This is a genomic window from Devosia nitrariae (genome assembly GCF_030160115.1).
Classification (GTDB): Bacteria; Pseudomonadota; Alphaproteobacteria; order Rhizobiales; family Devosiaceae; genus Devosia; species Devosia nitrariae.
The window spans coordinates 20,584-42,115 of sequence record NZ_BSNS01000014.1; the positions used below are offsets into that span (position 1 = coordinate 20,584).

Below are 21,532 nucleotides of genomic sequence, written 5' to 3' on the forward strand. Positions count from 1 at the left end.
CCGTCCTCTGCCGGCATCCTGGTCGCAACGCTTTCAGAAAGCGCGATAGCCCCATTCCGATTCAATCGGAACGGGAAGAACTCAAGTTGTCGACGGTATGCGGGCGATGACCTTGATCTCGAAATCGAAGCCCGCGAGCCAATTCACCCACCGACCGCTACAAACCGGCACCATCCGCGACCCCAACGGCAAGGTCGCCTTGACAACTGCGCATCCGCCCACTTATACGTACAACTAATACGTATAAGGACGGTGAAATGACGCTGCGGAGGACAACGCAGAAGGACGTGGCGTTGCGCGCCGGGGTGTCCCAGGCCGCGGTCTCGATGGTGCTCGGCGGCGGCAATGCGACCAGCCTGCCGCCCGAAACCGTTCAGCGCATCCAGAATGCGGCGCGGGAGCTGGGCTATGTACCCAACAGCCTCGCTCAGGCGCTCAAGACCCGCCGGACCATGACCATCGCCTGCGTGGTTCCCGACATCACCAACCCCTTCTACCCTGCCCTCATCCGCGGTGTGCAGAGGATTGCGCAGGTCGAAGGCTACGACGTCATCACCCTCAACACCGACGGCATTGCCGCCAATGAGCAGCACTTTCTGGAGTGGGCCCTGCGCGGCCGGGTCGACGGCGTCGTCGGCGTGTTCTTCACCTTGCGCGCCGCCGATCTGAAGCTCCTCCTTGACAATTCCATCGCCATCGTGCGCATCGAATCGTCCCGCAAGGCCGGCGGCCCCCTGCCGATCGACGACATTTTCGTCGACAGCCGCGCGGCCTCCGTGGTCGTCGTCAACCACCTGATCGCGCACGCACATCGCCGCATCGCCATGGTCGCGGGCGTCGGCGGCCCCCAGCGCACGCGCATCGACGGCTACCGCGAGGCGCTCGTGACCGCCGGATTGGAGCCGCTGGTCGTCACCGAGGACAGCTTCACCGAAACGGCGGGGCTCGACGCCGCCAACACAATTCTCGACAGCGGCTTCAATCCCACAGCCATATTCGCCGCCAACGATCTCATGGCCATCGGCGTGATGCGCGCGCTGCGCGATCGCAATTTGCGGGTGCCCGAGGATGTCGCCGTGGTCGGCTTCGACAACATCTCGGCCGCCCCCCTGGTCACGCCGCCGCTGACCACCGTCACACAGTTCCAGGACCGGATGGGCGAACGCGCCGCCGAGATCCTGATCCAGCGCCTTCGCGGCGAACGCGACGGCGCCGGCACCGCCCTGGAGATGCCCTTCGAGCTTATCGAGCGGGCATCGTCCTGACCCTACATCGTTCACTGGAGGAGAACATGGAACGACGCCTCTTCATCAAGACCGCCATCGCCTTGATGGCCGGAACCGCGCTGACCGGAGCGGCCCTGGCCGCCGGCCCCATCACCTGGTGGTACGAGACCGCCACCCCCGAACAGCAGGGGGTCATCACCCGCAACATCATCGAGCCGTTCAACGCGGCGCACCCGGACGACAGCCTCAGCATCGACTATCGCGGGGCCCAGCTCGACAACCAGATGCGCGTGGCGTTGCTCTCGGGCACGGGGCCGGACATCGTCTATACCGCCGGTCCCAGCTATGTGGCGCCGATGGCCCAGGCGGGACAGCTGCTGCCGCTCGACGATTATGCCGAGCAGTTCGGCTGGAACGAGCGCATCCTGCCGGTCTTCCTCGAGATGGGCAGGTACAACGGTCAGCTCTATGCCGTGCCCAAGACCTACGAGACACTGGGGCTCTTCTACAACGCCACCCTGTTGGAGGAACATGGCTGGACGCCGCCAACCAGCATTGACGAGCTCGAGGCACTGGCCGATGCGATGCTCGCCGAAAACATCGTGCCCTTCTCGTCCGGCAACGCCCTGTGGCGCCCGACCAATGAGCACTATGTGTCGCTCGCGCTCAACGCGATCGCCGGGCCGGAGAACGTCTACAAGGCCCTCAACGGCGAGATCCCCTGGACATCCGAGCCTTTCGCTGCGGCGATCACCCGGCTCAACGAGTGGTGGCAGAAGGGATATTTCGGGCCCAACTACTTCTCGCTCAACGGCGAGCAGCAGGTGGCCGAGCTCGCCGCCGGACGCGCCGGCATGATGCCCTCGGGCACCTGGCAGTTCCAGCACATCGAAACGTACTTCCCGCCCGCCAATGCCGAAGCCGGTTTCGTCGGCTTTCCGAGCACTGAGGATGTGGGCGAGCCGGTGTTCCCGCTGGGCGTCGGCTCCACCTTCTCGGTGGCCGCCACCTCGCAGAACCCGGACGGAGCGGCCGCCGCCATCGACTTCATCTTCAGCGACGAGACCTATACCGCGATGAACACCGAATGGCAGGGCGAGTGGAACACGCCGCTCAGCGACCTTTCCGGCATCACCCTCGGGGACGACGTCCTGCCGCTCTATACCGAGGCCATGCAGACGCTCGCCCAGTCGGTGGCGCAAGACGAATACGGCTACACCACCTGGACCTTCCTGCCGCCGGCGACCAACTCGTTCATGGTGAGCGGTATCGAGGAGGTCTGGCTCGGCCGTTCAACGGTCGAGCAATACCTCGCGCAGTGGGACGCGACCTTCCAGCAGGAAATGGCCGAGGGCAAGGTTCCGGCGATACCGGCGCGCTGACCATCCTTCCAACGAACGCAGAGGCGGCGGCCCGCCGCCGCCTCCACGGCGGAGTTCTCCCATGCATCGCTTCTATGTCGTTCCGACGCTGGTCATCAACGTCGCCATCATCCTGGTGCCGGCCCTGCTGACCGTGGCGCTGGCCTTCTTCCGCTGGGACGGCATCAACATGCCGGTCTTCATCGGCATGGGGAATTTCCAGGCCCTGTGGGCCGATCGCGTCTTCTGGACGGCGCTGACCAACAACATCATCTGGACCCTGCTGTTCCTCACCGTTCCCATCGGCATCGGCCTGCTCGCGGCAACGCTCCTGCTGGTCGCAAGGCGCGGCAGCATGTTCTTCCAGGTCATCTATTTCCTGCCCATGATCATCGCAACGGCAATCCTGGCGCGCATCTGGCAGGGCATGATCTACAGCCCCGTGTCGGGCGTGAACGGCATGCTGCAGCGCATGGGGTTCCCCACCCTCGATCCGCTGACGCAGCCCTCGACGGCGTTGCTCGGCATCGCGACGGTCGATCTCTGGCACTGGTGGGGTTTTCTCTGCGTTATCTTCTTTGCCGCGCTCCGGCAGGTGCCGCAGGAGCAGATCGAGGCGGCCCGCATCGAGGGCGCCAGCTTCTGGCAGATGATGCGCTACGTGTTGCTGCCCGGCATCCGCCCCACCATCACCCTGATGATGATCATGACGGTGATCTGGTCGTTCCTGGTGTTCGACTTCGTCTACATCCTCACCCAGGGTGGGCCCGCCTTCTCGAGCGAAGTGCTCTCCACCCTCGCCTACCGCAGCGCCTTCTATGACCTGGCGGTCGGCAAGGCTGCGGCCGTCGCCGTGGTCATCTCCATCTTCGGGCTCATTGCCACCGCCTTCTATATCCGCGAGCAGGCCCGGGAGTTCGACCGATGAGACTGATTGAAAGCCGGGCGACGCTCGTCCTCACCTACGCGCTGCTCGCCCTGCTGCTGGTGGTCACCCTCTTCCCGATCGCCCTGCTGGTGATCAATTCGGTCAAGCCCGCCGCGCAGATCGTGCAGAACCCCCTGGCCTGGCCCGAAGCCTTCCGCTGGGACAACTTCACCCGCGCCTGGACCGATGCCCGCTTTGGCCAGACCATGCTGAATTCCGCGGTCCTCTCCGGATTGACCATCGTGCTCGTCTGCACCACCGGCTCGCTGACCGCCTATGTGCTGGCCCGTCGCAAGATCAAGTCCTGGAAGATCATCACCTTCTATCTCCTCGCCACCACCACGGCGCCCATCCAGCTGTTCCTCTTCCCGCTCTATTTCGGCTTCGCCAAGCTCGGGCTCATCAACAACGCAGTAGCCGTATCGGTGGTCTATACGGCCGTGTGGTCGCCCTTTGCCGTCATGCTGCTGCGCACCTATTTCCTCGCCGTGCCCAAGGAACTCGAGGAAGCGGCCCTGATCGACGGCGCCAGCCATTGGCAGGTCTTCACCAAGGTCATGCTGCCGATCGTCTCGCCCGGCATCCTGACCGTGGCGCTGATCATCGGCCTTTATTCGTGGAACGAGTTCCTCATCGCCACGACCTTCCTGCAGCGCGCCGACACCACCACGGCGATCGTCTCCTTCTTCCTGCTGTCGGGCCAGTACAGCAGCGACTGGGGTGAGATCATGGCTGCGGCGCTCATCGTCGTCCTGCCCGTCATCATCCTCTTCATCCTCTTGCAGCGGCGCTTCATCGAAGGCATGGCCGGCGGCTCGGTGAAGGGCTGACCTTTTCAAGAATCGGAGAAAACCTTCATGCCCGTTCCCAACGACTATCTCGAACGCGTCTATGCCGGCGTGCTGGGCAAGCTGGTCGGCGTCTATCTCGGCCGCCCGTTCGAGGGCTGGACGTATCAGCGCATCATGGCCGAGCTCGGGCCCATCGAGTATTACGTCCACGAGCGCCTCAACCAGCCGCTCGTCGTCACCGACGACGACGTCGCCGGTACCTTCACCTTCGTGCGCGCGCTCGAGGACTACGGCATTTCTCCCGATCTGAAGGCTGAGGATATCGGCAAGGCCTGGCTTAACTATATCTGCGAGGAGCGCTCAATCCTCTGGTGGGGCGGCAACGGCAACTCCACCGAGCACACCGCCTGGCTCAACCTCAAGAAGGGCATCCCCGCCCCGGCCTCCGGCGCGATCGAGACCAATGGCCAGACCGTCGCCGAACAGATCGGCGCGCAGATCTTCATCGACGGATGGGCGCTGGTAGCGCCGGGCCAGCCTAAACTCGCCGCGCGGCTCGCCGAGCAGGCCGGCAAGGTCAGCCATGACGGCGAATCCGTCCATGCCGCCATGCTGTGGGCGGCCATGGAGGCCGAGGCCTTCCGCACCAGCGACATCGACACCCTCATCGATACGGGCCTTTCGGTCATCCCTGCCGACAGCCTCATCGCCCGGCTGATCGGCGACATCCGCCGCTGGCATAAGGAGAACGCCGACTGGCGCACCTGCCGGCAGCTCATAGAAGACCATTACGGCTACGACAAATATCCGGGCAACTGCCATGTCGTGCCCAACCATGCCCTGATGATCATGGCGGTGCTCTATGCGCCCGACGACTTCCAGAAGGCCCAGATGATCGTCAACACCTCGGGCTGGGACACCGACTGCAATGCCGGCAATGTCGGATGCCTGCAGGGCATCATGCTGGGTCTCGAGGGGCTGGAAGCCGGCCCCGACTGGCGCGGTCCGGTCGCCGACCGGCTGCTCATCTCCTCGGCCGACGGCGGCAACTCGATCAACGACGCGGTGCGCACCGCTTACTATCTGACCAACATCGGCCGGCGCCTTGCGGGCGAAGCGCCGCTCGACCCGCCCAAGAACGGTGCGCAGTTCCACTTCTCCCTCCCCGGAAGCCGGCAGGGGTTCCGCGCGCTTGGCGTGCCGGGTACCGACCACACCCCGAGCGTCGGAAATGTCGAATTCGAGGGTGGTCGGGCTCTGGCCATTACCTACGAGGCCCTCGGCCCCACCCAGGTCGCGGTCGTAACCACCCCGACCTTCTCGCCGCCCGAAATGCTCAACATGCGCACCTACGACCTGATGGCCTCGCCGCTCGTCTACCCGGGCCAGACGCTGTCGGCCCGCGTGGTCGCTCCGCGGGACAATCAGGGCGCCGTCACGGTTCGCCTGCGCATCCGCATCTATGATGAAGCCGATGAGATGCGCGACATCGATGGTGAAGCGCGGACCGTGCAGCCGGGAGAAGACGCGGTGCTGAGCTGGCGCCTGCCCGACCTCGACGGCCGGCCCATCGCCGAGATCGGCCTTGCCGTTTCGCCCGAGGGCCGGCGCGCGTCCGGTCGCATCCTGCTCGACCATATGCGCTGGGACGGCGCTCCCGAGCTGACGCTCCATCGCCCCAAGGGGGATGGGGATTTCTGGCGCATGGCCTGGGTCAACGGCGTCGACTTCTTCTCCAAGCGCTTCCCGCCGAGCTTTCGCATCTCCCATTCACGCGGCGAAGGCATGGTCAGCCACGGCACGCGCCAATGGACCGACTATGCGGTCAAGGCCGACGTCATGGTGCATCTGGGCGACTACGGAGGCCTCGCCCTGCGGGTCCAGGGCCTGCGCCGCTACTACGGCGTGCGCGTGACCCGCGGCAACCGGCTCGAGATCGTGCGGACCCGCGACGAGGAGGTCACGGTGCTCGCGTCGAGCGACTTCGACTTCGCCCTCGAAACCACCATCCCCTTCGAGGCGAAGGTCGAAGGCAACACCATCACCGCGACCGTCGGCGGACGCTCGCTCTCGGCCAGCGACGACAGCGAGCTGGCGCTCCGCGACGGCGGCATCGGCCTTGTCATCCACGAGGGCGCTCTCTCGACAGACGCCGTCCGCGTGTCGGCCGCCTGAGGAAACGAAAGGAAACCGCCATGGCACCGGTCAGCATCGGCAATGTCAGGAAGAGCTACGGCAATGTGGCGATCATGCATGGCGTCAGCGTCGACATCGACGATGGCGAGTTCGTCGTCCTCGTCGGTCCGTCCGGCTGCGGCAAGTCCACGCTCTTGCGTATGATCGCCGGGTTGGAGGACATCACCAGCGGCACGATCAGCATCGGCGGGCGGGTGGTCAACGACCTGCCCCCCAAGGCGCGCGACATCTCCATGGTGTTCCAGAACTACGCGCTCTACCCCCACATGACCGTGGCCGAGAACATGGCCTTCTCGCTGACGCTGGCCAAGGCACCGGCGGAAGAAAAGCGGCGGCGCGTTGCCGAGGCCGCCGAGATCCTCGGGCTCGGCGACCTGCTCGGCCGCTATCCGCGCCAGCTCTCGGGCGGCCAGAGGCAGCGGGTGGCCATGGGCCGCTCGATCGTGCGCAACCCGCAGGTCTTCCTCTTCGACGAGCCGCTGTCCAATCTCGACGCCAAGCTGCGCGTGGCCATGCGTGCCGAGATCAAGAGCCTGCACAAGCGGCTGGGCACCACCATCGTCTATGTCACCCACGACCAGGTGGAAGCCATGACCATGGCCGACAGGATCGTGGTCATGCAGGCCGGACGCGTCGAGCAGATCGGCACGCCCCTCGAGCTCTACGACAGCCCGGCCAACAGCTTTGTCGCCCAGTTCATCGGCTCTCCGTCGATGAACCTGCTTCGGACGGTACGGCGGGGCGACGAGCTCGTGCTCTCCTCAGGCCAGGCAACGGACCTGCGCCCGCCGGCAGCCGTCGATGAAGGCCAGGAGGTGCTCGTCGGCAAGCGCCCGGAGCACATCGCCCTCACCGGCGAGAGTGGCCTGCCGGCCACGATCGGCGTCGTCGAGCCGACCGGCTCTGAGACCTATGCCGTGATGCGGGTCGACGACGAAGAGCTCGTCTGCCTCTTCCGGGAACGGATCCCGCTGGCCGACGGCGCGGTCGTCCACCTGTCGCTGTCACAAGGCGTGACGCATTTCTTCGATCCCCTGTCCGGACTTCGGCTGGCTTAGAGCGTTTTCAGCAAAAAGCCTGTCCCGGACTTGATCCCATTAGGCGCGAAGGTGGGACCCATCTGGACGAGGCGATCGAGGACGAGATCGAAGACAGGAATTGAGCGGCCTGCCGGCAGGACCGGCAGGCGCAGCAGCCGTGTGACGAGCCTATTCGCCCGACACCAGATCCTTGTAGATCATCCCATCCTTCATGATGACGAGGAAGTTGGCGTCGGGGTCTGCGACGAGATTAAGGTTCTCCAGCGGGTTGCCATTGACGAGCAGGAGGTCGGCAAGCGCGCCTTCTTCGACGACCCCGAGCCTACCGGGATAGGGATTGCGTTCGCCAGACAGCGCCAGCAGCTCGGCGTTGGTTCCGGTCGCCATGACGAGTGCTTCGGCGGGTGTGTACCAGCGTTCGAGCGATGCGAGTATCGCGCCCTGTTGCGTTGCGAGCGCCTGGGAGAACAAGACGTCCGTCCCCCATGCCGTCTTGATGTTGTATCTCTTGGCCAACTCGTAGGTCCCGTCGATCCCGGGAAAGACCTTCTCGGCGTTCGCGCGTTGCACCGATCCCTCGGGAAAGCCGGTGCGCATCGCGTCCGGCAGGGGTTGCAAGCTCAACCAGACGTCTCGCTCGGCGATGTATTGTGCCGTGGCCTCATCCATGAGGAACCCGTGCTCGATTACCTTGACGCCGGCGTCGATCGACCGTCTGATCGCCTGCGGAGTAAAGGCATGGGCGGTAACGTAAGTGCCCCAGTTCTCCGCCGCTTCCACAGCGGCGCGTAGCTCCTCCAGCGTGAAGGTCGACGCATCGATCGGACTGAACGGGGAGGAGACCCCGCCGCCGGCTGTCAGCTTGATCTGTGAAGCGCCCTGCATGAGCTGCTCGCGGACCCGAAGCCGGACCTCGTCCGGGCTGTCGGCCACCATGCTGCCACCGACCTGTTCCATGCGAGCCATGTGGCCACCGATCGTCCGGGGAAGCTCAGACAACTGCCTGAAATCGCCATGACCGCTGGTTACGGTGATCATTGCGCCCGAGGGATAGATACGTGGTCCCTCGACAAGGCCTTCGTCAATGGCCTGCTTCAGCCCAAAGGATGGTCCCCCGACGTCGCGAACCGTCGTAAAACCCCGCATCAGCGTGTCGCTTGCCTCATCGGCAGCCACAATGTTGTTGTAGCCGACATCGCCATGGATCGTCTGTGCCGGGGTGTTGCGGATCAACATCGCATGCCAGTGGTTATCGATCAGCCCGGGCATCAGCACCAGGCCATCGCCCTCGATGATGGTGACCTCGGCGTCCCCGGTCTCGATCGCGTCCTCTGAGATTGCAGCGATGAGATTGCCCTCGACGAGCACGTTCGATGGGCCGGAAAGCTCCTCGCTCTTGCCGTCGAAGATGCGCACGTCTCGAAACAACGTCGCACCGTCGTTGACCGCAGGCGCGGGATCGGGTGGCGATGCACCGGCGCCGAGGTCGGTCGAGGTGAGTTCAAATCTTGCCAGGTTCTCGCCGTCCGGGCCGTAAAGCACCAGCATGCCGTCTTCCACTCGCTGCGCAGTAACGCGCTCGAGAACGCTCAGGAATGCAACCTCCACAGCGTTCCTCTCGGGCTCGCAGGCCATCCGCGTCGAGAACACGTCGGAGATCGACACGCCCGTGGGGGTGTGCATTGCATGGCCGCCGAAAGTGTTGCAGCCGCCATTGCCGCTGACGCTGCCGTCGGCATGGAAGGTCATGACTGCCCCGGCATCCGCGTCGACCTCCGCCCCTTCGAGCGTTGCCAGCCGCCAGGTGCCCAGCGGCAACGTGGTGTCCGCTGTGACGGACGCGGCGCTGGCGGGTGCGGCATCGAGGCTGCACGTCTCGATCACCGTGGGCTCGGGCACCGTATGGTCCATGATCATTTCGCTGAGGCGCGCCCGACTGCCATCGCTCGACCAGTCGAGGCCGTGGTCCGGTCGCAGGCCCATCTCGGTCGTGAACCGTTCCGGCGAGGCTGCGACCTGGTTTAGCTCGAACGTGCGGCCGTCATAGTCGAGCTGCACGGCGGTTCCGCCATCGGCTTGTCGCACCACAATGCTGTTGCCGCTGTCGCACAAGTAGGTCGTGCCCTGCTCCTGCGCCGTTGTCGCTGCTCCAACCAAGGGGACTGCCGCGATAACAAGGAGTCCTGCGCACACATATGCCGCGCGCACGAGCGTATGAACCTTCATGGCCGTTCTCCGAACTGTGTCGAGCGTTCTGAACTTCTCACTTGTTGGCCGACGGGTCTGGTATCTCCCCGGGGACGTAGTTGGGCAGGCCTCCGGCAGGCACGATCGCCAGCAGCGACACGCCGGCCATGATGAGCAGGCCAATCTTGAGAGCCCACAAGCGGGCTTCGGTGTTGAGGCGGATAGCCTCCTCCGCCTCTTCGGGCGTTGCCGCGGTGCCGGCGAGCAGCTCCTGCAATTGATCGTTGCTGACGAAATTGATGCTGCCGAGATCGACTTGCGACAGCAGCTCTGGGGTCAGGATGGCACTGCCCGCAATACCCGAGAGCACGGCTGCGCTGAGGAGACCCACCATCAAGGCACCCGCTACTGCGGTGCCGACGGCATTGGCGAGATTGTTCGCGGTTCCTCGCAGCGACCCGACGTCCCCCGCCAGCTCTTTCGGCGAAGCCGTCACCAGGACATTGAACACCAGCGTCACCAGCGCGCCTTGCCCGATGCCGAAGACGACGAGGCCGACCAGGACCGGCAGCGAGCTCCAGTCGTTGCTAACCACGAACGCCAGCCATAACAGCGCCAGGGTGCAGAGGACGAAGCCGATGCGCCCGATCTGGCGCGGTGTCAGGGTTCTGTAGAAACGGACGACGAGAATTGCGGCAAAGAACACCGTCAGGTTGAACGGCAGCATGGCGACCGCCGTGTCCCAGGGGGTGCGCCCCTGGACGATCTGGATGTAGAGGGGCACCGAGAAGTTCAGCATCGCTTCGAGCGCAACGACCGCGAACATGGCGTAGATTGCCGCCCGCTCGACGGGAGAGTCGATTACCGCCAGCGCCAGCAACGGGGTCTGGTTCTGGCTCTCGCGCCGATGGGTCCACATGAAAAACGCCTGGCCGAGCACGATGCCGATGACGATCAGGATGGGTGCGGGCGATATCCCGAGAAGGGACAACGGCGCATTGGGCGTCGCGAGCAGGAGGCCCCAGCCATTGAGATTGTTGAAGCCGAAACTGAGCGTCACGATGGACGCGGCAGCCAGGATCACACCGACGAAGTCGATCCTGATTTCGGGCGCCCCCTGGTCCCTTTTCAGCCGGAAGCTCATGAGGAAAATCAAGGCGGCCAGGACAACCATCAGCGCGAACGCCGGCCGCCAGCCGAAATTGGTCCCGAGGATGCCCCCGATCAGGAACGCGGAAACGCCCGCTGCGGCACGCGCCGATCCGAGCGTACCGAGCGCCGTCGCCTGCTGGTCGCCCTTGTAATTCTCGGCAATGAGCGCCACCAGCGCCGGGACGAGGGCGGCCGCAGCCGCACCCGAAAGCCCCTGGGCCGTAATCATGACCAGGGCCGTCGGGCTCAACGTCATCGTCACCTGCGCAAGTCCGAACAGCACCACGCAGACGCGGAAAACCTGCAGCGCACCGAAGCGCTGGTTGAGCTTGGCGCCCAGCATCACGAAGCCGGCAACGATCATCGAATAGGTGACGATGCCGGTCGCCACTGTCGTTGGCGGAACGCCGAAGGATTCCACCATTCCTCCCATGGCCACCGGCAACGAGGCGACGTTGTACGACATCATCACCTGCGCCAGGGCTATGGCGATCATCGGGATCCACGATACTCTGTCGGATACGTCCCGGGACATCGTTGCGGCTGTCATCTGGAGGCCTCCCTCACTGGCTGGCTCGCGTCCTCTGCATCGGCTTGCGGCTTGGAGAGGAAGAGGTCGATCCCTAGCTCCTGCGACAGGTCCCTCGCCGCCAATTGTCCTTTTATGCTGTTGCCCGCTCCGTCGAGCAGAGGTGCAAAGGTTCCCAGCCCTCCCTTTCCGGGAGACACCGTCACGATGCCGCCACCAATGCCGCTTTTGCCGGGCAATCCGATTTCGTAGAGCCAATCGCCCGACGTCTCGTAGAGACCGGCCGTCGCCATGACCGCCAGCGTATAGTGGCAGGTCATCGGATCGACGACGCGCTGGCCGGTGATGGGGTTTACGCCCCCGTCCGCCAGCGTCGCGCCCATCACCGCCAGGTCCCTGGCGGTGACGTCGAGAGAGCACTGGCGCGTATAGAGATCGAGCGCGTCTATGGGGTCGCAGTAGATCCGGCCGGCGCTGTGCAGCAGATGGGCAAGCCCGCGATTGCGCAGGTTCGTTGCCCGCGCCGATGCCAGGACCTCTTCGTTGATCGACAAGTCCCGGCCGGCGAACGCCGAGAGTCCGGAGACAATAGTCTGCCATTTGGCATCATAGGTATCGCCGGAAATAAGGCTCGTCGCGGCGATCGCCCCCGGGTTGACCATCGGGTTCGTGCGTCCGTCCGGGCTGATCTCGAGCGGGACCACCGAGTTGAACGCGAAGCCCGTCGCATTCACCCCCAGCCTCAGTCGCGCTTCGTCCGGACCGATCTGCTGACAGACCAGGGCAAAGACGAACGGCTTCGACACGCTCATGATGGTGAACAGGTGATCGACCGCCCCCGCCGCATGCATCTGGCCGTCCGTGCCTGCCATGCAAAGACCGAAGAGATCGCGCGGAACCCGCGCCAGGGCCGGATAGACCTGCGAGCATTCGCCGTCGGAATTGGCGGCGTAGCGGGAATAGACCCGCTCGATCAGTCTTGAGACGTCGGCCGCCGGCGGAAGATGTCCAGTGGAGACGTATGTCCGCTCATCGGCTTGGAACATAGTCGCCCTCGATCGTCGGGAAACACTGGAATGCTACATCCCTCTCGGTCGGGAACACATCGCCCGGAGTCCCAAACGTTGTCACGGCGTCTCAAAACGATCTGGCGTTAATAGATAATGTCCACCGGGAACGGGCAGAAGTTCCCTCGCGGGACGCGCAGACCGGCATCACCTGAATATCAAGCCTGAAGGCGACGGAGCAGGAAATTGAGGCGCTGCACCGGCAATGCCTCCTCGTCCGGCCGGGTTGCGAGAGGCGAGAGCGATCCGCGCCGGGCGCCGGCGCGTACCTCCGACGGACTGTAGCCGAACTCGCGCCGGAACGCCCGGCTGAACTCGGCGCCGTCGTTGAAGCACCAGCACTCGGCAATCTCCAGGATGCGCCGGCGGTCATTGGCATCAGCCAGAGCCGCGTGAGCGGCGGCCAGGCGCCGCCGCTGGATGTAGTGCATGACGCCGCCGGCGGGCTCGAAGAGGCGATAGAGCCGCGACCGCGAAATTCCGAGCTCCCGCGGGAGCCCGACAGCCCCGAGCCCGGCGTCGCCGAGGTGCGTCTGAATGTAGTGGCGGGCGCGCTCCAGCAGCACGCTCGATATCGCGTCCTCAGCCTCTTCCAGCCGTTCCGGCGAGGGCGAGACACAGGCGAGAAGCATGGCGCGCGTCGTCGCGGCCAGCTCCGGCAGATCCGCGATATCCAGTTTGGGGAGCTGGCGGGCGAGGCTGATCATGTAGTCGGCAAAAATCCGCCCCATGCCGCCCTCGAGCCGGGAAAACGCAGCAGCATCGAGGATATGAGCCATGTCGCGGCAGAAATCGCGCGGCACGAACAACATCAGCAGATCGTTTTTCCGGCTGACCGTGCCCTCGAAGGCGCGCCCGAGTGGATGCACCTGCACCATGCCCGTATTGCCGTCGAGCCTGTTGCTGTCGGTAAGGGTCGTCGAGCGGCCATCGAGGAAGAGCGTCAGCAGCCAGTGATCGAGCGGGTCGCGCCGGCCACGCTTGGGAAGGCTGGAATATCCCAGCCCCTGTGTGTGGATGCGTGAAAATGCAAAGGTCCCGAGATCCCAGACCTGATGGTCCGCGCGGAACCCTCCCGCAACATCGTCGGCCGTTAGGTCGAGCATCTCCGCATAGCTGCGGCGCCACGCTTCGAACTGCTCCTCGCGCGGCACCTCGCGCGTGGAGAACGCAAAGCTCTGCACCGACGCGCCTGGCGTGGTCGCAGGCATTGGCAGCCGCCGGTCAAATGTCGGCGGAATGTCGTGGCGGGCCGCAACTGCTGACGACATGTTCCCTCACGAACAAGCCAGCTGAATACTGTAAATATGCGTTTGCTTGTATTAGGTCAATTATGTGACCGAACCATATCCGCACCGAACCAATAATTCTCATCAATTGGAGACAATATCGACCTGCCCTGCCACAGCAGCGCAGAGACAGCAGTGCGTCGGGCCGGCGCAACGGCGGAGCCAGGTACGCCGCACCTGTTTCAAGCGACGGGGAGCCGAGTATCCCGAATAGAACACGGGGCCCGATCCGGCTCGCGTTCCTGCAATATCCCAGCGATCCGATCGTATTCTTTGGCTGGTCGATCCTCTACCAGGCGTCCGATTGGCTCGCCGAGCCCAGAGGCGCGGGCGTTTCGCCCGCCGTATCCTGGCATCCCCTGGACGTTCCACCACTACTGGATCGCAAAGTGCACGCCGTTCTCCAGCTGCGAAAGCTGCTCCGCTTTCCCGATCACGACGGGCGCTCAGCAAGCCGAAGAACGGCAGCTGCGATCTGCCCAACATCCTGTTCGAGCAGTTCGTGTCCCCTGCCCTCGAGGATCAGCAACTGCGATCCGGCGACCGCCCCGGCCGTGGTGCGCGCAGCCGCGACTGAGATGATCGGATCCTCGCTGCCGTGAACGACCAGCACGGGCAGGTCGAGCGCTTCGGCGGTCATCCCCGGCGCGAGTTCGCCGCCGACCATGGCATGATTGAAGGCGCTCTGCATGCTGCTGGTCCGCCGCAGTTCCCGCTCGATACGGCCGACTGGTGCATGGTGGTCGAACGGTACGACCGAGCCGGCGCTGAGTTCGGAGATCCGCAGCAGGAAGCGCGTGACCGCTTCACGGTCGGACCAATCGAGGTCTCCCATGCCGGCAAAGTGCTCCATGAACTCGGGCGCAATGCCCTCCCCCTGGTATTCGATGCCCAGTGGCTCACTGGCGATGAGCGTGAGCGTCAGTACGCGGTTGGGATACTTGAGCGCCGCGATCTGCGCGACGTACCCGCCAAGCGACATGCCGACCAGGTGCGCCGCTACCACGCCATAGGCATCGAGAACGGCGATGAGGTCGTCGGCAAGGTCGAAGACGTCATAGTGCGTTGGTCGTCGATTGGCCGGTGTCGCGATGGTCGAAGCGGATGATCTGGTAGCCGCCGGCGACCAGCGCGTCGACCAGCGATGTCGGCCACCACACCATCGAAGCCGTTGCGCCCATCGCCAGCAGGATGGTCCCGCGTTTCGGCTCCCCCCGCGCTTCGGTCGCGAGCTCCGCGCCGTTCGTGTGCACCATTCTCAGATTGCCATCCGACATCTCATCGTCTCCCGCGCCCATGGCATGCAGCTGGAGGCACCGCGAGGATGTCCCGGTGCCGCATCCATCTTTCATTTATAACCTACACGTTAGTTATAAATGGGAAGCGACCATGTCAAGGGGCGTGGACCAGATGCTCGATGGCCCAGCGGAGACGCTTGAGGATGAAGTCCGACAGGCCCGTCGTCCCATCGGACGCCACCCATTGCATGCTGGCGCCAGCGATGACCGTGTGGAGATGCGCGGCCGTTTCTGCACGTTCCGGAGTGTCGGGGAGCCGGGCGGCGATTGCTTCCTGCACCAGTGCATAACGCTGACCGGCAAGGACACGCAGGGCCGAATTCTCAATCTCGAGCGCTGCGATGGCGACCCGCACTGAAAATCCCTCACCCGCACCCATACTCAGAACGATCGTCTCGAGGAAGCGCCAGAGTGCATCGGGTCCCGTCTCGACCGGCAGGCTGTCGAGCCAGGTCCGGGTCAGGGCAACTTCATGCTGAGCCATCCTGAGAAGGATAGCGTCCCGATCGCCGAACCTCTGGATCAAGGTCGCCCGCGACAGACCGACATGCTCGGCAACCTCCGAGAGCGTAAAGCTCGTGCCGCGGCTGGCGAGCACTTCGAGGGCAGAAGCGAGGACGTCCTCGTCCGATAGGGTCTTGGGGCGGGGCATAAGCTTCCTGAACAGCACTCAGCGCATGAGCTCGACTATGCACGATTATGCGCCGGTCGCCAGCAGGGGCGCAGAGCTGCGCGGGGAGGTGCTGACAGCCTCTAGATCCACGCCCAAGGCCCATATGCACGGGGTGGATGACGGTCGGTGCCGGTGAAGGCGCTGGACAGCGTCTTTGCACATAATGGTCGCGGGAGCACCGGCCGACTCCGACCTTTCGACCAGTTGTTCGAACTGGTTTCAGAGGTGGACATGGCAGCGCCGTTTACCTTTTGTGTTAAGCTAAATAATGGGTTAACGTTGAAAACTCGAATTCCGCTCGTGTACTTTTCAGAATGCAGCGCTCGACAAGAAGATTTTGCCGAGTTGGCAAGATTGCTAAGAAAGGAAAGCGACCATGCGCGCCAAGACCACCCTGAAAGTTGTAGACGACGATCACGCCAACGCCGAGGTTGTTATCGCCGAGGCGGCGAAGCAGACCACCACGATGGTGCAGCGGCTGGCCACGCACCGTGATCGTATCGACCTGGCCGTCAAGGAACTCGAGAGCGAGCGCTTCGAACTCATGTCCAGGCGCGATCTCGTCCGCCGCCAGGTAGAGGCCATCGAACATGGCTTTGCCATTCATCTGGATGACATCGAGGCAACGCTCAAGCTCTACGAGAGCGGCCTCAACTCCATGCCTCTGGACGGCAAGGATTAAGGGCGCACGCCCCTGCCAATGTCGGGCCTTGGCAACCGGCGCTCCCCTACGCCTGATGTCATCCCGGCCCTGAGGCGGGACCTGGCCTGAGATACCGCGCCAGCGCAAGCTTGGTTCGGCATGTATCTGCTAGTCTGAGATCGCTCTCATGAGAGCTGCGACGACCGACGACGACAATGCCCATGCCGGATACCACATATGATGGACTGGCGATAACCTCTGATCCACCTTTTGGCGCCTCCGTCATTGTCTTTCGCCGGGCCGGGGGTGCGATAGAGTTCCTGCTCCTGCATCGCGCGGAACGGGGTCCGGATTACGCAGGCGATTGGGCATGGACACCGCCTGCGGGCGCCCGTTGGCCGGGTGAACATCCAGATGAAGGCGCGCGTCGCGAATTAGAGGAAGAAACCGGGCTTACCCTGCCGCTACGGCGCGCCGGCCAAGCCACGGCCAATTGGCTGATATACATTGCCGAGGCGCCGTTCGCGGCGGCCGTCACTCTCGATGCCGAGCATGATCGGTACGCATGGCTGAGCGCGCAAGAAGCATGCGCGCGTTGCGCACCCGACGAGGTAGCCGCCCAAATCCGGTTGGTGGCAAGGGAGCTTGGTTAACGCACGACACCGCACCGAGGGCTACTTTTGCGGCCTATGCGGTCGTGTGTTCTCCCGCAGAACTGCACATAATGTGAACGTAACGAATCTCAGCCGCCGCGAGCGATAACCTACCGGTTCAGGCGGTAGTCAGGGTATGAATGCAACGTGACAGACTGTATTTGCTGCGACCCGGTTTTGAAGATCCGGCCTACCCCGGCCGGACATTCTATTGCTGGCATTGTGCGCTCATGGAGGGGGTGCTGGCCTCCTTTCCCGAACTTGCCAGTCGTCTTGTGGTCGAGAGGATCGCATGGCCCCGACCCAGACGCCCGGTGGTAGAACTGTTGGGAGAGGAAAACCAGTCGCTGCCCCTCCTCGTGCTGGCGGATGGCGAAACCTCACCTCACCAGACCGGCACACATGAGGGACGGGCCTTCATCGCGGACAAGGACAAGATACTCGCAGCATTATCGGAAAGACATGGGTTCCCCGATCCCCATCCATAGGCCGTCGGACGACGGGAGGCAGACCGGCGCAGCTGAACGGTCGACACACTCACCCTCAACGCTTCGGCTTGCCCTTGCGCTTGCGGGCATGGTCGCCATCCGCAGGCGCGGCTTGGCCCCGGTGCGCCGGCTTCTTGCCCGGCTTGCCGGCCTTGCCGAATTTGGGCTTTGCCTGCCGCGCTGTCCCGGGCACCTCGCCAGCCGGGGCGATGACGACACCTTTTTCGGTGCTGCCGGGCCGGTTGATCTGCTTTGTAAAGCCGGCCGCCTTGTCGGCGGCGATCTCGAAACGGGTTTGCGTGTCTTCGATCTTGATTGAGCCGACGTCGCGCTTCGTCACACCGCCGGCCTTGCAGATCATCGGCAGCAGCCATTTCGGGTCGGCGCGCTGCTTGCGGCCGACCGACAGCGTGAACCACACGCCGCCCTCCATGTCCGGTTTGCGCGGCTCACGCGGGCCGCCCTCGTGCTCGAATTGACTGTCACGCTTGGTCTTTCTTGCCTGCAACTCGGCGACCGGCAGAGGGGCAAGGTCTTCGGGCACCGGGCGGGCCGTGAGCTGTTGGCGTAGGAACGCTGCCGCGATGCGCTCCGGGGCGACCTTCTCGAGCACCTCCGAAACGAACGCCGCTTCCGCTTCGTCCGGTTCGTCGGCCGAGAGCGCCGTGTCGAGGATTTGTCTGCGGTAGCGCGCCTCGATCTCGGCAATGCCCGGCGCGGCACGAACGATCGCCGTGAGATTGGCCAGCGAAAGCACACGTTGCGCGGCGCTGCGCCTGTGCTCGGGCACGATCAGCACGCACACGCCCTTTCGGCCTGCACGCCCTGTCCGCCCGGACCGGTGGAGGAGAGTTGCCGGGTTGCTCGGCACGTCCGCATGGATCACGAGATCGAGGTTGGGCAGGTCGATGCCGCGAGCCGCAACGTCCGTCGCTACGCACACATGCGCCCTGCCGTCGCGCATCGACTGCAATGCGTTCGACCGCTCGGACTGCGCCATCTCGCCCGAAAGCGAGACCACCGAGAAGCCGCGATTGGCAAGGCGCGCGGTGAGGTGGCGCACCGCCTCGCGCGTGTGGCAGAACACCAGCGCGCTCGTGCTGTCGGAGTTGAGCAGCGTATTGATGACGGCGTGTTCGCGCTCGTCGCGCCGCACCAGCATCATCTGGTATTCGATATCGGCGTGCTGGTCACTCGACACGGACGCCGCCACGCGCAGCGCATCTTTCTGGAAAGTCTTTGCCAGTTCCGCGATACCGCGCGGCACCGTTGCCGAGAACATCAGCGTGCGGCGTTCCGCCGGCGCCGCGCCGAGGATGAATTCGAGGTCCTCGCGGAAACCGAGGTCGAGCATCTCATCGGCCTCGTCGAGCACCACGGCGCGCAGCGCGCCAAGGTCCAGCGCGCCTTTGGTGATGTGATCGCGCAGGCGCCCGGGGGTCCCCACCACCAGATGCGCACCGCGCTCGAGCGCGCGGCGCTCCTTGCGCATGTCCATACCCCCGACGCAGGTCGCAGTCTGGATCTGCGTTGCCCCGTAGAGCCAGTCGAGTTCCCGCTGCACCTGGATCGCCAGTTCCCGCGTTGGCGCGATGATCAGCCCGAGGGGCCGGTCGGCCGCCTCGAAGTGTTGCGCGCTCCCGAGCAGCGTCGAGGCGATGGCGATGCCGAAGGCCACCGTCTTGCCCGAGCCGGTCTGCGCCGAAACCAGAAGGTCGGCCTCGGCCTGGCCTCTGTTCGCCATCTCGATCTGGACCGGCGTCAGCTGGCTGTACCCCCTCGCTTCAAGCGCGGTCGCAAGGGCGGGGTGGATGGGAGCCGGTGGAAATTGCGCGTCGTTGGTTTCAGTCATTTTGCGACCTTTGTGACGAAGCCGCATCGCGCAGCCGCCGCCTGGAGCGTTTTCAGCAAAAGCCCGTCCCGGACCGATCCGGGATGGACACCACTTTTGCGGTTCGAAAACGCGACAATTCAAGGGAAATTGGAGCTCCCGTTCCGATTCAATCGAAACGGGAAAGGCTCTAGTACCTAACAACTGCACAGTGGCGCAACTGCGACGTCTGTCATTGTTCGAACGAACTGTTGCTATCCTGGGGCTGGAGGCGTTCCGCTGGCAGCAGAACGCGGTCCTTGGCGCGTCGACGCTGCGGTCCAGCAGCAGCCGGTGAGAGCGTTGTCGAACAACCGCCGGGAACGTGCCCACGTAACGAGCGTTGCCGTAGCAGTGCTTGCAGCAAACCGGGCGGAACGGGATGCGCAGAGGTGGGAACCGGGCGTCGCGAAAATCGCGTGATGCCAGATGCTTGGAGCGCATGATGTGAACACGTCGGATCGCAACACGCTTCATCGCGCGAGGGCCATGTTTACGCGCCTTGTCGATACATTGCGCCGTCACAAGCTCGGTGCGCTGGTCCTTTCCGAAGCACCGCTCCTGGTGATGCTCGCGGTCGGAAGCGGACTGGTTCTCGCCTTCCTGCAGATCTCGGACGAAGTGCTCGAAGGGGAGATCGAGGCGTTCGACCGCACAATTCTCATGCTGTTCCGGGACCCGGCGGATCCCGAGAGGCTGATCGGGCCGGCCTGGGTCCATGAAATGGTGCGCGACATCACGGCCCTGGGCAGTTTCTCCCTGCTCGCGCTGATCGTCCTCTTGGTCTGCGGCTATTTGTACCTGGCCCGAATGCGCTCGGCTGCGCTCTTCGTCCTGGTTTCCGTCATCGGAGGCACCCTCATCAGCACCTTGCTGAAAATGGGGTACAACCGGCCGCGGCCGGACCTCACCACCATGTCGGAGCAGTTCACCGCCAGCTTTCCCAGCGGCCACGCCATGCTTTCGGCGGTGACCTTCCTGACCCTCGGGGCGCTTCTGGCCCGCTTCGCGCCAACCCATCGCCTGCAGATCTTCTATATCTGCGCAGCGTTGCTGCTGACGCTCCTGGTCGGGTTGAGCCGGCTCTACATGGGCGTCCATTACCCGAGCGACATCCTCGCCGGATGGTGCCTGGGCTCGGCATGGGCGTTGTTCTGCAGCATCGTTGCCCTGGTGCTGCAACGGCGCGGCTCCGTCGACAAGCCCGCCGGCCAGAGCAGCGAAGGCGTCAGCCGGGAAGACTAGGAAGCGCCTCCTTCACCTTGATGTTGCCAGCGCTCGCGGAACGTCCCGGAGCGCTGCTCGTTGCAAAGCCTCAGGAGGCGCAACTGCGATGCAGAAGAACAAGTTCGAGACCTTTGCCCGCTTGGGCTATGCCGCGCGCGGCGTCGTTTACCTCCTGCTGGGCGGCTTCGCGCTGGCCTCGGCATTCTGGGGCGGCGGCGGATCAGAGGATACGTCCGGTGCGCTTTCGGGTCTGTTGCGTGCGCCCTTTGGTCGGATATGGCTCGGCCTGGTCGCCTTCGGGCTTCTGGGGTACGTCCTCTGGAAGCTGGCCCAGGGCCTGCTCAATGCCGACAACGTCGACGACGACGCCAAGGGTTTTCTCAACCGGGCCGGACAGCTGGTCAGCGCCGGCGCAAATCTTTTCCTGATGCTGACGGCTGCGAGGCTGGCCTGGAGCGGCGGAGGCGGGGGAAACAGCAATGGCGAGGAGAGTGCATCGGCCTGGGTGCTGCAGCAGCCGTTCGGCCCATTGCTCCTGGGGCTGGTGGCTGCCGGCGTGATCGCCGCCGCGCTGGTTCAGATCTGGTATGGCGGCAGCGGCCGCTATCGCGATCGCCTGCACCTGCCGGCAGAGCACAGGACCTGGATGGACCGGGCGTGCAAATTCGGCCTGATTGCGCGCGGCGTGGTCATCGCCATCATCGGCGGGTTCCTGGGCTATGCGGCGTTCACGGTTTCGCCCGAGCAGGCCGGCGGCGTTGCCGAAGCGCTCGCCTATGTGCGTGGCCTTCCGTTCGGCCCATGGCTCTACGGCGCCATCGCCCTCGGCCTTATGGCGTTTGGCGTCTATGGTCTCATCGAGGCGCGGTACAGGTCGATCGACGCGCCGACCTTGGCGGACGTTGGTAAGTGAC

Annotated in this window: 19 protein-coding genes and 2 pseudogenes; 12 read left to right on the forward strand and 9 right to left on the reverse strand. The window is 64.3% G+C overall.

Annotated elements, in window-relative coordinates; all coding sequences use genetic code 11:
- The first annotated feature begins 257 nt into the window (after window positions 1-257).
- From QQK18_RS15655 to QQK18_RS15680, 6 genes are all read left to right on the forward strand, one after another.
- Entirely contained in the window at window positions 258-1,265 is a 1,008-nt protein-coding gene (locus tag QQK18_RS15655) for a LacI family DNA-binding transcriptional regulator (protein WP_284341297.1), read from the forward strand.
- A 26-nt stretch (window positions 1,266-1,291) separates the two neighbouring features.
- Entirely contained in the window at window positions 1,292-2,608 is a 1,317-nt protein-coding gene (locus tag QQK18_RS15660; protein ID WP_284341298.1) for an ABC transporter substrate-binding protein, read from the forward strand.
- 61 nt (window positions 2,609-2,669) lie between these two features.
- Entirely contained in the window at window positions 2,670-3,515 is an 846-nt protein-coding gene (locus tag QQK18_RS15665; RefSeq protein ID WP_284341299.1) for a carbohydrate ABC transporter permease, read from the forward strand.
- Window positions 3,512-4,345, forward strand: a complete 834-nt coding sequence (locus tag QQK18_RS15670; RefSeq protein WP_284341300.1) for a carbohydrate ABC transporter permease — start codon at window positions 3,512-3,514, stop codon at window positions 4,343-4,345. Before QQK18_RS15665 ends, QQK18_RS15670 begins: the two co-directional genes overlap by 4 nt.
- 27 nt (window positions 4,346-4,372) lie before the next feature.
- Window positions 4,373-6,481 carry an ADP-ribosylglycohydrolase family protein gene (locus tag QQK18_RS15675; protein ID WP_284341301.1) on the forward strand — a complete coding sequence of 703 codons (2,109 nt, stop codon included), beginning with the start codon at window positions 4,373-4,375 and terminating at the stop codon, window positions 6,479-6,481.
- Between the two features lie 20 nt (window positions 6,482-6,501).
- Window positions 6,502-7,560, forward strand: a complete 1,059-nt coding sequence (locus tag QQK18_RS15680; protein ID WP_284341302.1) for an ABC transporter ATP-binding protein — start codon at window positions 6,502-6,504, stop codon at window positions 7,558-7,560.
- Window positions 7,561-7,710: 150 nt separating this feature from the next.
- On the opposite strand, the gene QQK18_RS15685 is transcribed toward QQK18_RS15680, so the two are convergent.
- The 5 genes and pseudogenes from QQK18_RS15685 to QQK18_RS15705 form a co-directional block, all read right to left on the reverse strand.
- Window positions 7,711-8,970, reverse strand: coding sequence for a metal-dependent hydrolase family protein (locus QQK18_RS15685; protein ID WP_284341327.1), 1,260 nt, complete (start codon window positions 8,968-8,970; stop codon window positions 7,711-7,713).
- 84 nt (window positions 8,971-9,054) lie between these two features.
- Window positions 9,055-9,768, reverse strand: a pseudogene (locus QQK18_RS15690) (META domain-containing protein); the annotation flags it as partial.
- 37 nt (window positions 9,769-9,805) lie between these two features.
- Window positions 9,806-11,431, reverse strand: a complete 1,626-nt coding sequence (locus QQK18_RS15695; RefSeq protein ID WP_284341303.1) for an MFS transporter — start codon at window positions 11,429-11,431, stop codon at window positions 9,806-9,808.
- Window positions 11,428-12,456 (reverse strand): glutaminase A, encoded by a 1,029-nt coding sequence (gene glsA, locus QQK18_RS15700; protein ID WP_284341304.1) that lies wholly within the window; start codon window positions 12,454-12,456, stop codon window positions 11,428-11,430. The genes QQK18_RS15695 and glsA overlap by 4 nt, the downstream gene beginning before the upstream one ends.
- A gap of 179 nt (window positions 12,457-12,635) precedes the next feature.
- The gene (locus QQK18_RS15705) at window positions 12,636-13,748 is read right to left on the reverse strand and encodes a helix-turn-helix domain-containing protein (RefSeq protein WP_284341305.1); all 1,113 of its coding nucleotides are present in this window, start codon (window positions 13,746-13,748) and stop codon (window positions 12,636-12,638) included.
- A gap of 221 nt (window positions 13,749-13,969) precedes the next feature.
- Between QQK18_RS15705 and QQK18_RS27580 the strand changes: the two genes are divergently transcribed.
- Window positions 13,970-14,368, forward strand: a complete 399-nt coding sequence (locus QQK18_RS27580; RefSeq protein ID WP_431307858.1) for an alpha/beta-hydrolase family protein — start codon at window positions 13,970-13,972, stop codon at window positions 14,366-14,368.
- On the opposite strand, the pseudogene QQK18_RS15710 reads toward QQK18_RS27580, so the two are convergent.
- The 3 genes and pseudogenes from QQK18_RS15710 to QQK18_RS15720 form a co-directional block, all read right to left on the reverse strand.
- A pseudogene (locus QQK18_RS15710) lies at window positions 14,269-14,883 on the reverse strand (alpha/beta fold hydrolase); the annotation flags it as partial. The gene QQK18_RS27580 and the pseudogene QQK18_RS15710 overlap by 100 nt on opposite strands.
- On the reverse strand, window positions 14,822-15,043 hold the full coding sequence (locus QQK18_RS15715; protein ID WP_284341306.1) for an alpha/beta fold hydrolase: 222 nt from the start codon (window positions 15,041-15,043) through the stop codon (window positions 14,822-14,824). The pseudogene QQK18_RS15710 and the gene QQK18_RS15715, both read right to left, overlap by 62 nt.
- A gap of 115 nt (window positions 15,044-15,158) precedes the next feature.
- Window positions 15,159-15,716: a TetR/AcrR family transcriptional regulator gene (locus QQK18_RS15720; protein WP_284341307.1), complete on the reverse strand. Its 558-nt coding sequence runs from the start codon at window positions 15,714-15,716 to the stop codon at window positions 15,159-15,161.
- Window positions 15,717-16,113: 397 nt separating this feature from the next.
- Here QQK18_RS15720 and QQK18_RS15725 point away from each other — a divergent pair, with 397 nt between their 5' ends.
- The 3 genes from QQK18_RS15725 to QQK18_RS15730 all read left to right on the forward strand — a co-directional run bounded on the left by QQK18_RS15725 (window position 16,114) and on the right by QQK18_RS15730 (window position 17,521).
- Window positions 16,114-16,419, forward strand: coding sequence for a hypothetical protein (locus QQK18_RS15725; protein ID WP_284341308.1), 306 nt, complete (start codon window positions 16,114-16,116; stop codon window positions 16,417-16,419).
- Between the two features lie 182 nt (window positions 16,420-16,601).
- A complete protein-coding gene (locus QQK18_RS27585; RefSeq protein WP_431307857.1) occupies window positions 16,602-17,033 on the forward strand; it encodes an NUDIX domain-containing protein in 432 nt (143 codons plus the stop codon).
- 140 nt (window positions 17,034-17,173) lie between these two features.
- Window positions 17,174-17,521: a DUF3088 domain-containing protein gene (locus tag QQK18_RS15730; protein ID WP_284341309.1), complete on the forward strand. Its 348-nt coding sequence runs from the start codon at window positions 17,174-17,176 to the stop codon at window positions 17,519-17,521.
- A 55-nt stretch (window positions 17,522-17,576) separates the two neighbouring features.
- Here QQK18_RS15730 and QQK18_RS15735 read toward each other — a convergent pair whose 3' ends face one another.
- Window positions 17,577-19,373: a DEAD/DEAH box helicase gene (locus tag QQK18_RS15735; RefSeq protein WP_284341310.1), complete on the reverse strand. Its 1,797-nt coding sequence runs from the start codon at window positions 19,371-19,373 to the stop codon at window positions 17,577-17,579.
- A 465-nt stretch (window positions 19,374-19,838) separates the two neighbouring features.
- Here QQK18_RS15735 and QQK18_RS15740 point away from each other — a divergent pair, with 465 nt between their 5' ends.
- Together QQK18_RS15740 and QQK18_RS15745 are read left to right on the forward strand one after the other, a co-directional pair.
- Window positions 19,839-20,636, forward strand: coding sequence for a phosphatase PAP2 family protein (locus tag QQK18_RS15740; RefSeq protein ID WP_284341311.1), 798 nt, complete (start codon window positions 19,839-19,841; stop codon window positions 20,634-20,636).
- Between the two features lie 88 nt (window positions 20,637-20,724).
- Complete coding sequence (locus QQK18_RS15745) at window positions 20,725-21,531, forward strand: DUF1206 domain-containing protein (protein WP_284341312.1); 807 nt, start codon at window positions 20,725-20,727, stop codon at window positions 21,529-21,531.
- Window position 21,532 lies beyond the last annotated feature (1 nt).

Excerpts from the sequence above, each read along its gene's own strand:
- QQK18_RS15715 (WP_284341306.1), bottom strand. The coding sequence starts at position 15,043 with ATGTCGGATGGCAATCTGAGAATGGTGCACACGAACGGCGCGGAGCTC.
- QQK18_RS15660 (WP_284341298.1), top strand. The coding sequence starts at position 1,292 with ATGGAACGACGCCTCTTCATCAAGACCGCCATCGCCTTGATGGCCGGA.
- QQK18_RS15670 (WP_284341300.1), top strand. The coding sequence starts at position 3,512 with ATGAGACTGATTGAAAGCCGGGCGACGCTCGTCCTCACCTACGCGCTG.
- QQK18_RS15725 (WP_284341308.1), top strand. The coding sequence starts at position 16,114 with ATGCGCGCCAAGACCACCCTGAAAGTTGTAGACGACGATCACGCCAAC.
- QQK18_RS15745 (WP_284341312.1), top strand. The coding sequence starts at position 20,725 with ATGCAGAAGAACAAGTTCGAGACCTTTGCCCGCTTGGGCTATGCCGCG.
- glsA (WP_284341304.1), bottom strand. The coding sequence starts at position 12,456 with ATGTTCCAAGCCGATGAGCGGACATACGTCTCCACTGGACATCTTCCG.
- QQK18_RS27585 (WP_431307857.1), top strand. The coding sequence starts at position 16,602 with ATGCCGGATACCACATATGATGGACTGGCGATAACCTCTGATCCACCT.
- QQK18_RS15675 (WP_284341301.1), top strand. The coding sequence starts at position 4,373 with ATGCCCGTTCCCAACGACTATCTCGAACGCGTCTATGCCGGCGTGCTG.
- QQK18_RS15665 (WP_284341299.1), top strand. The coding sequence starts at position 2,670 with ATGCATCGCTTCTATGTCGTTCCGACGCTGGTCATCAACGTCGCCATC.
- QQK18_RS15680 (WP_284341302.1), top strand. The coding sequence starts at position 6,502 with ATGGCACCGGTCAGCATCGGCAATGTCAGGAAGAGCTACGGCAATGTG.
- QQK18_RS15655 (WP_284341297.1), top strand. The coding sequence starts at position 258 with ATGACGCTGCGGAGGACAACGCAGAAGGACGTGGCGTTGCGCGCCGGG.
- QQK18_RS15730 (WP_284341309.1), top strand. The coding sequence starts at position 17,174 with ATGCAACGTGACAGACTGTATTTGCTGCGACCCGGTTTTGAAGATCCG.
- QQK18_RS15720 (WP_284341307.1), bottom strand. The coding sequence starts at position 15,716 with ATGCCCCGCCCCAAGACCCTATCGGACGAGGACGTCCTCGCTTCTGCC.
- QQK18_RS15735 (WP_284341310.1), bottom strand. The coding sequence starts at position 19,373 with ATGACTGAAACCAACGACGCGCAATTTCCACCGGCTCCCATCCACCCC.
- QQK18_RS15705 (WP_284341305.1), bottom strand. The coding sequence starts at position 13,748 with ATGTCGTCAGCAGTTGCGGCCCGCCACGACATTCCGCCGACATTTGAC.
- QQK18_RS15695 (WP_284341303.1), bottom strand. The coding sequence starts at position 11,431 with ATGACAGCCGCAACGATGTCCCGGGACGTATCCGACAGAGTATCGTGG.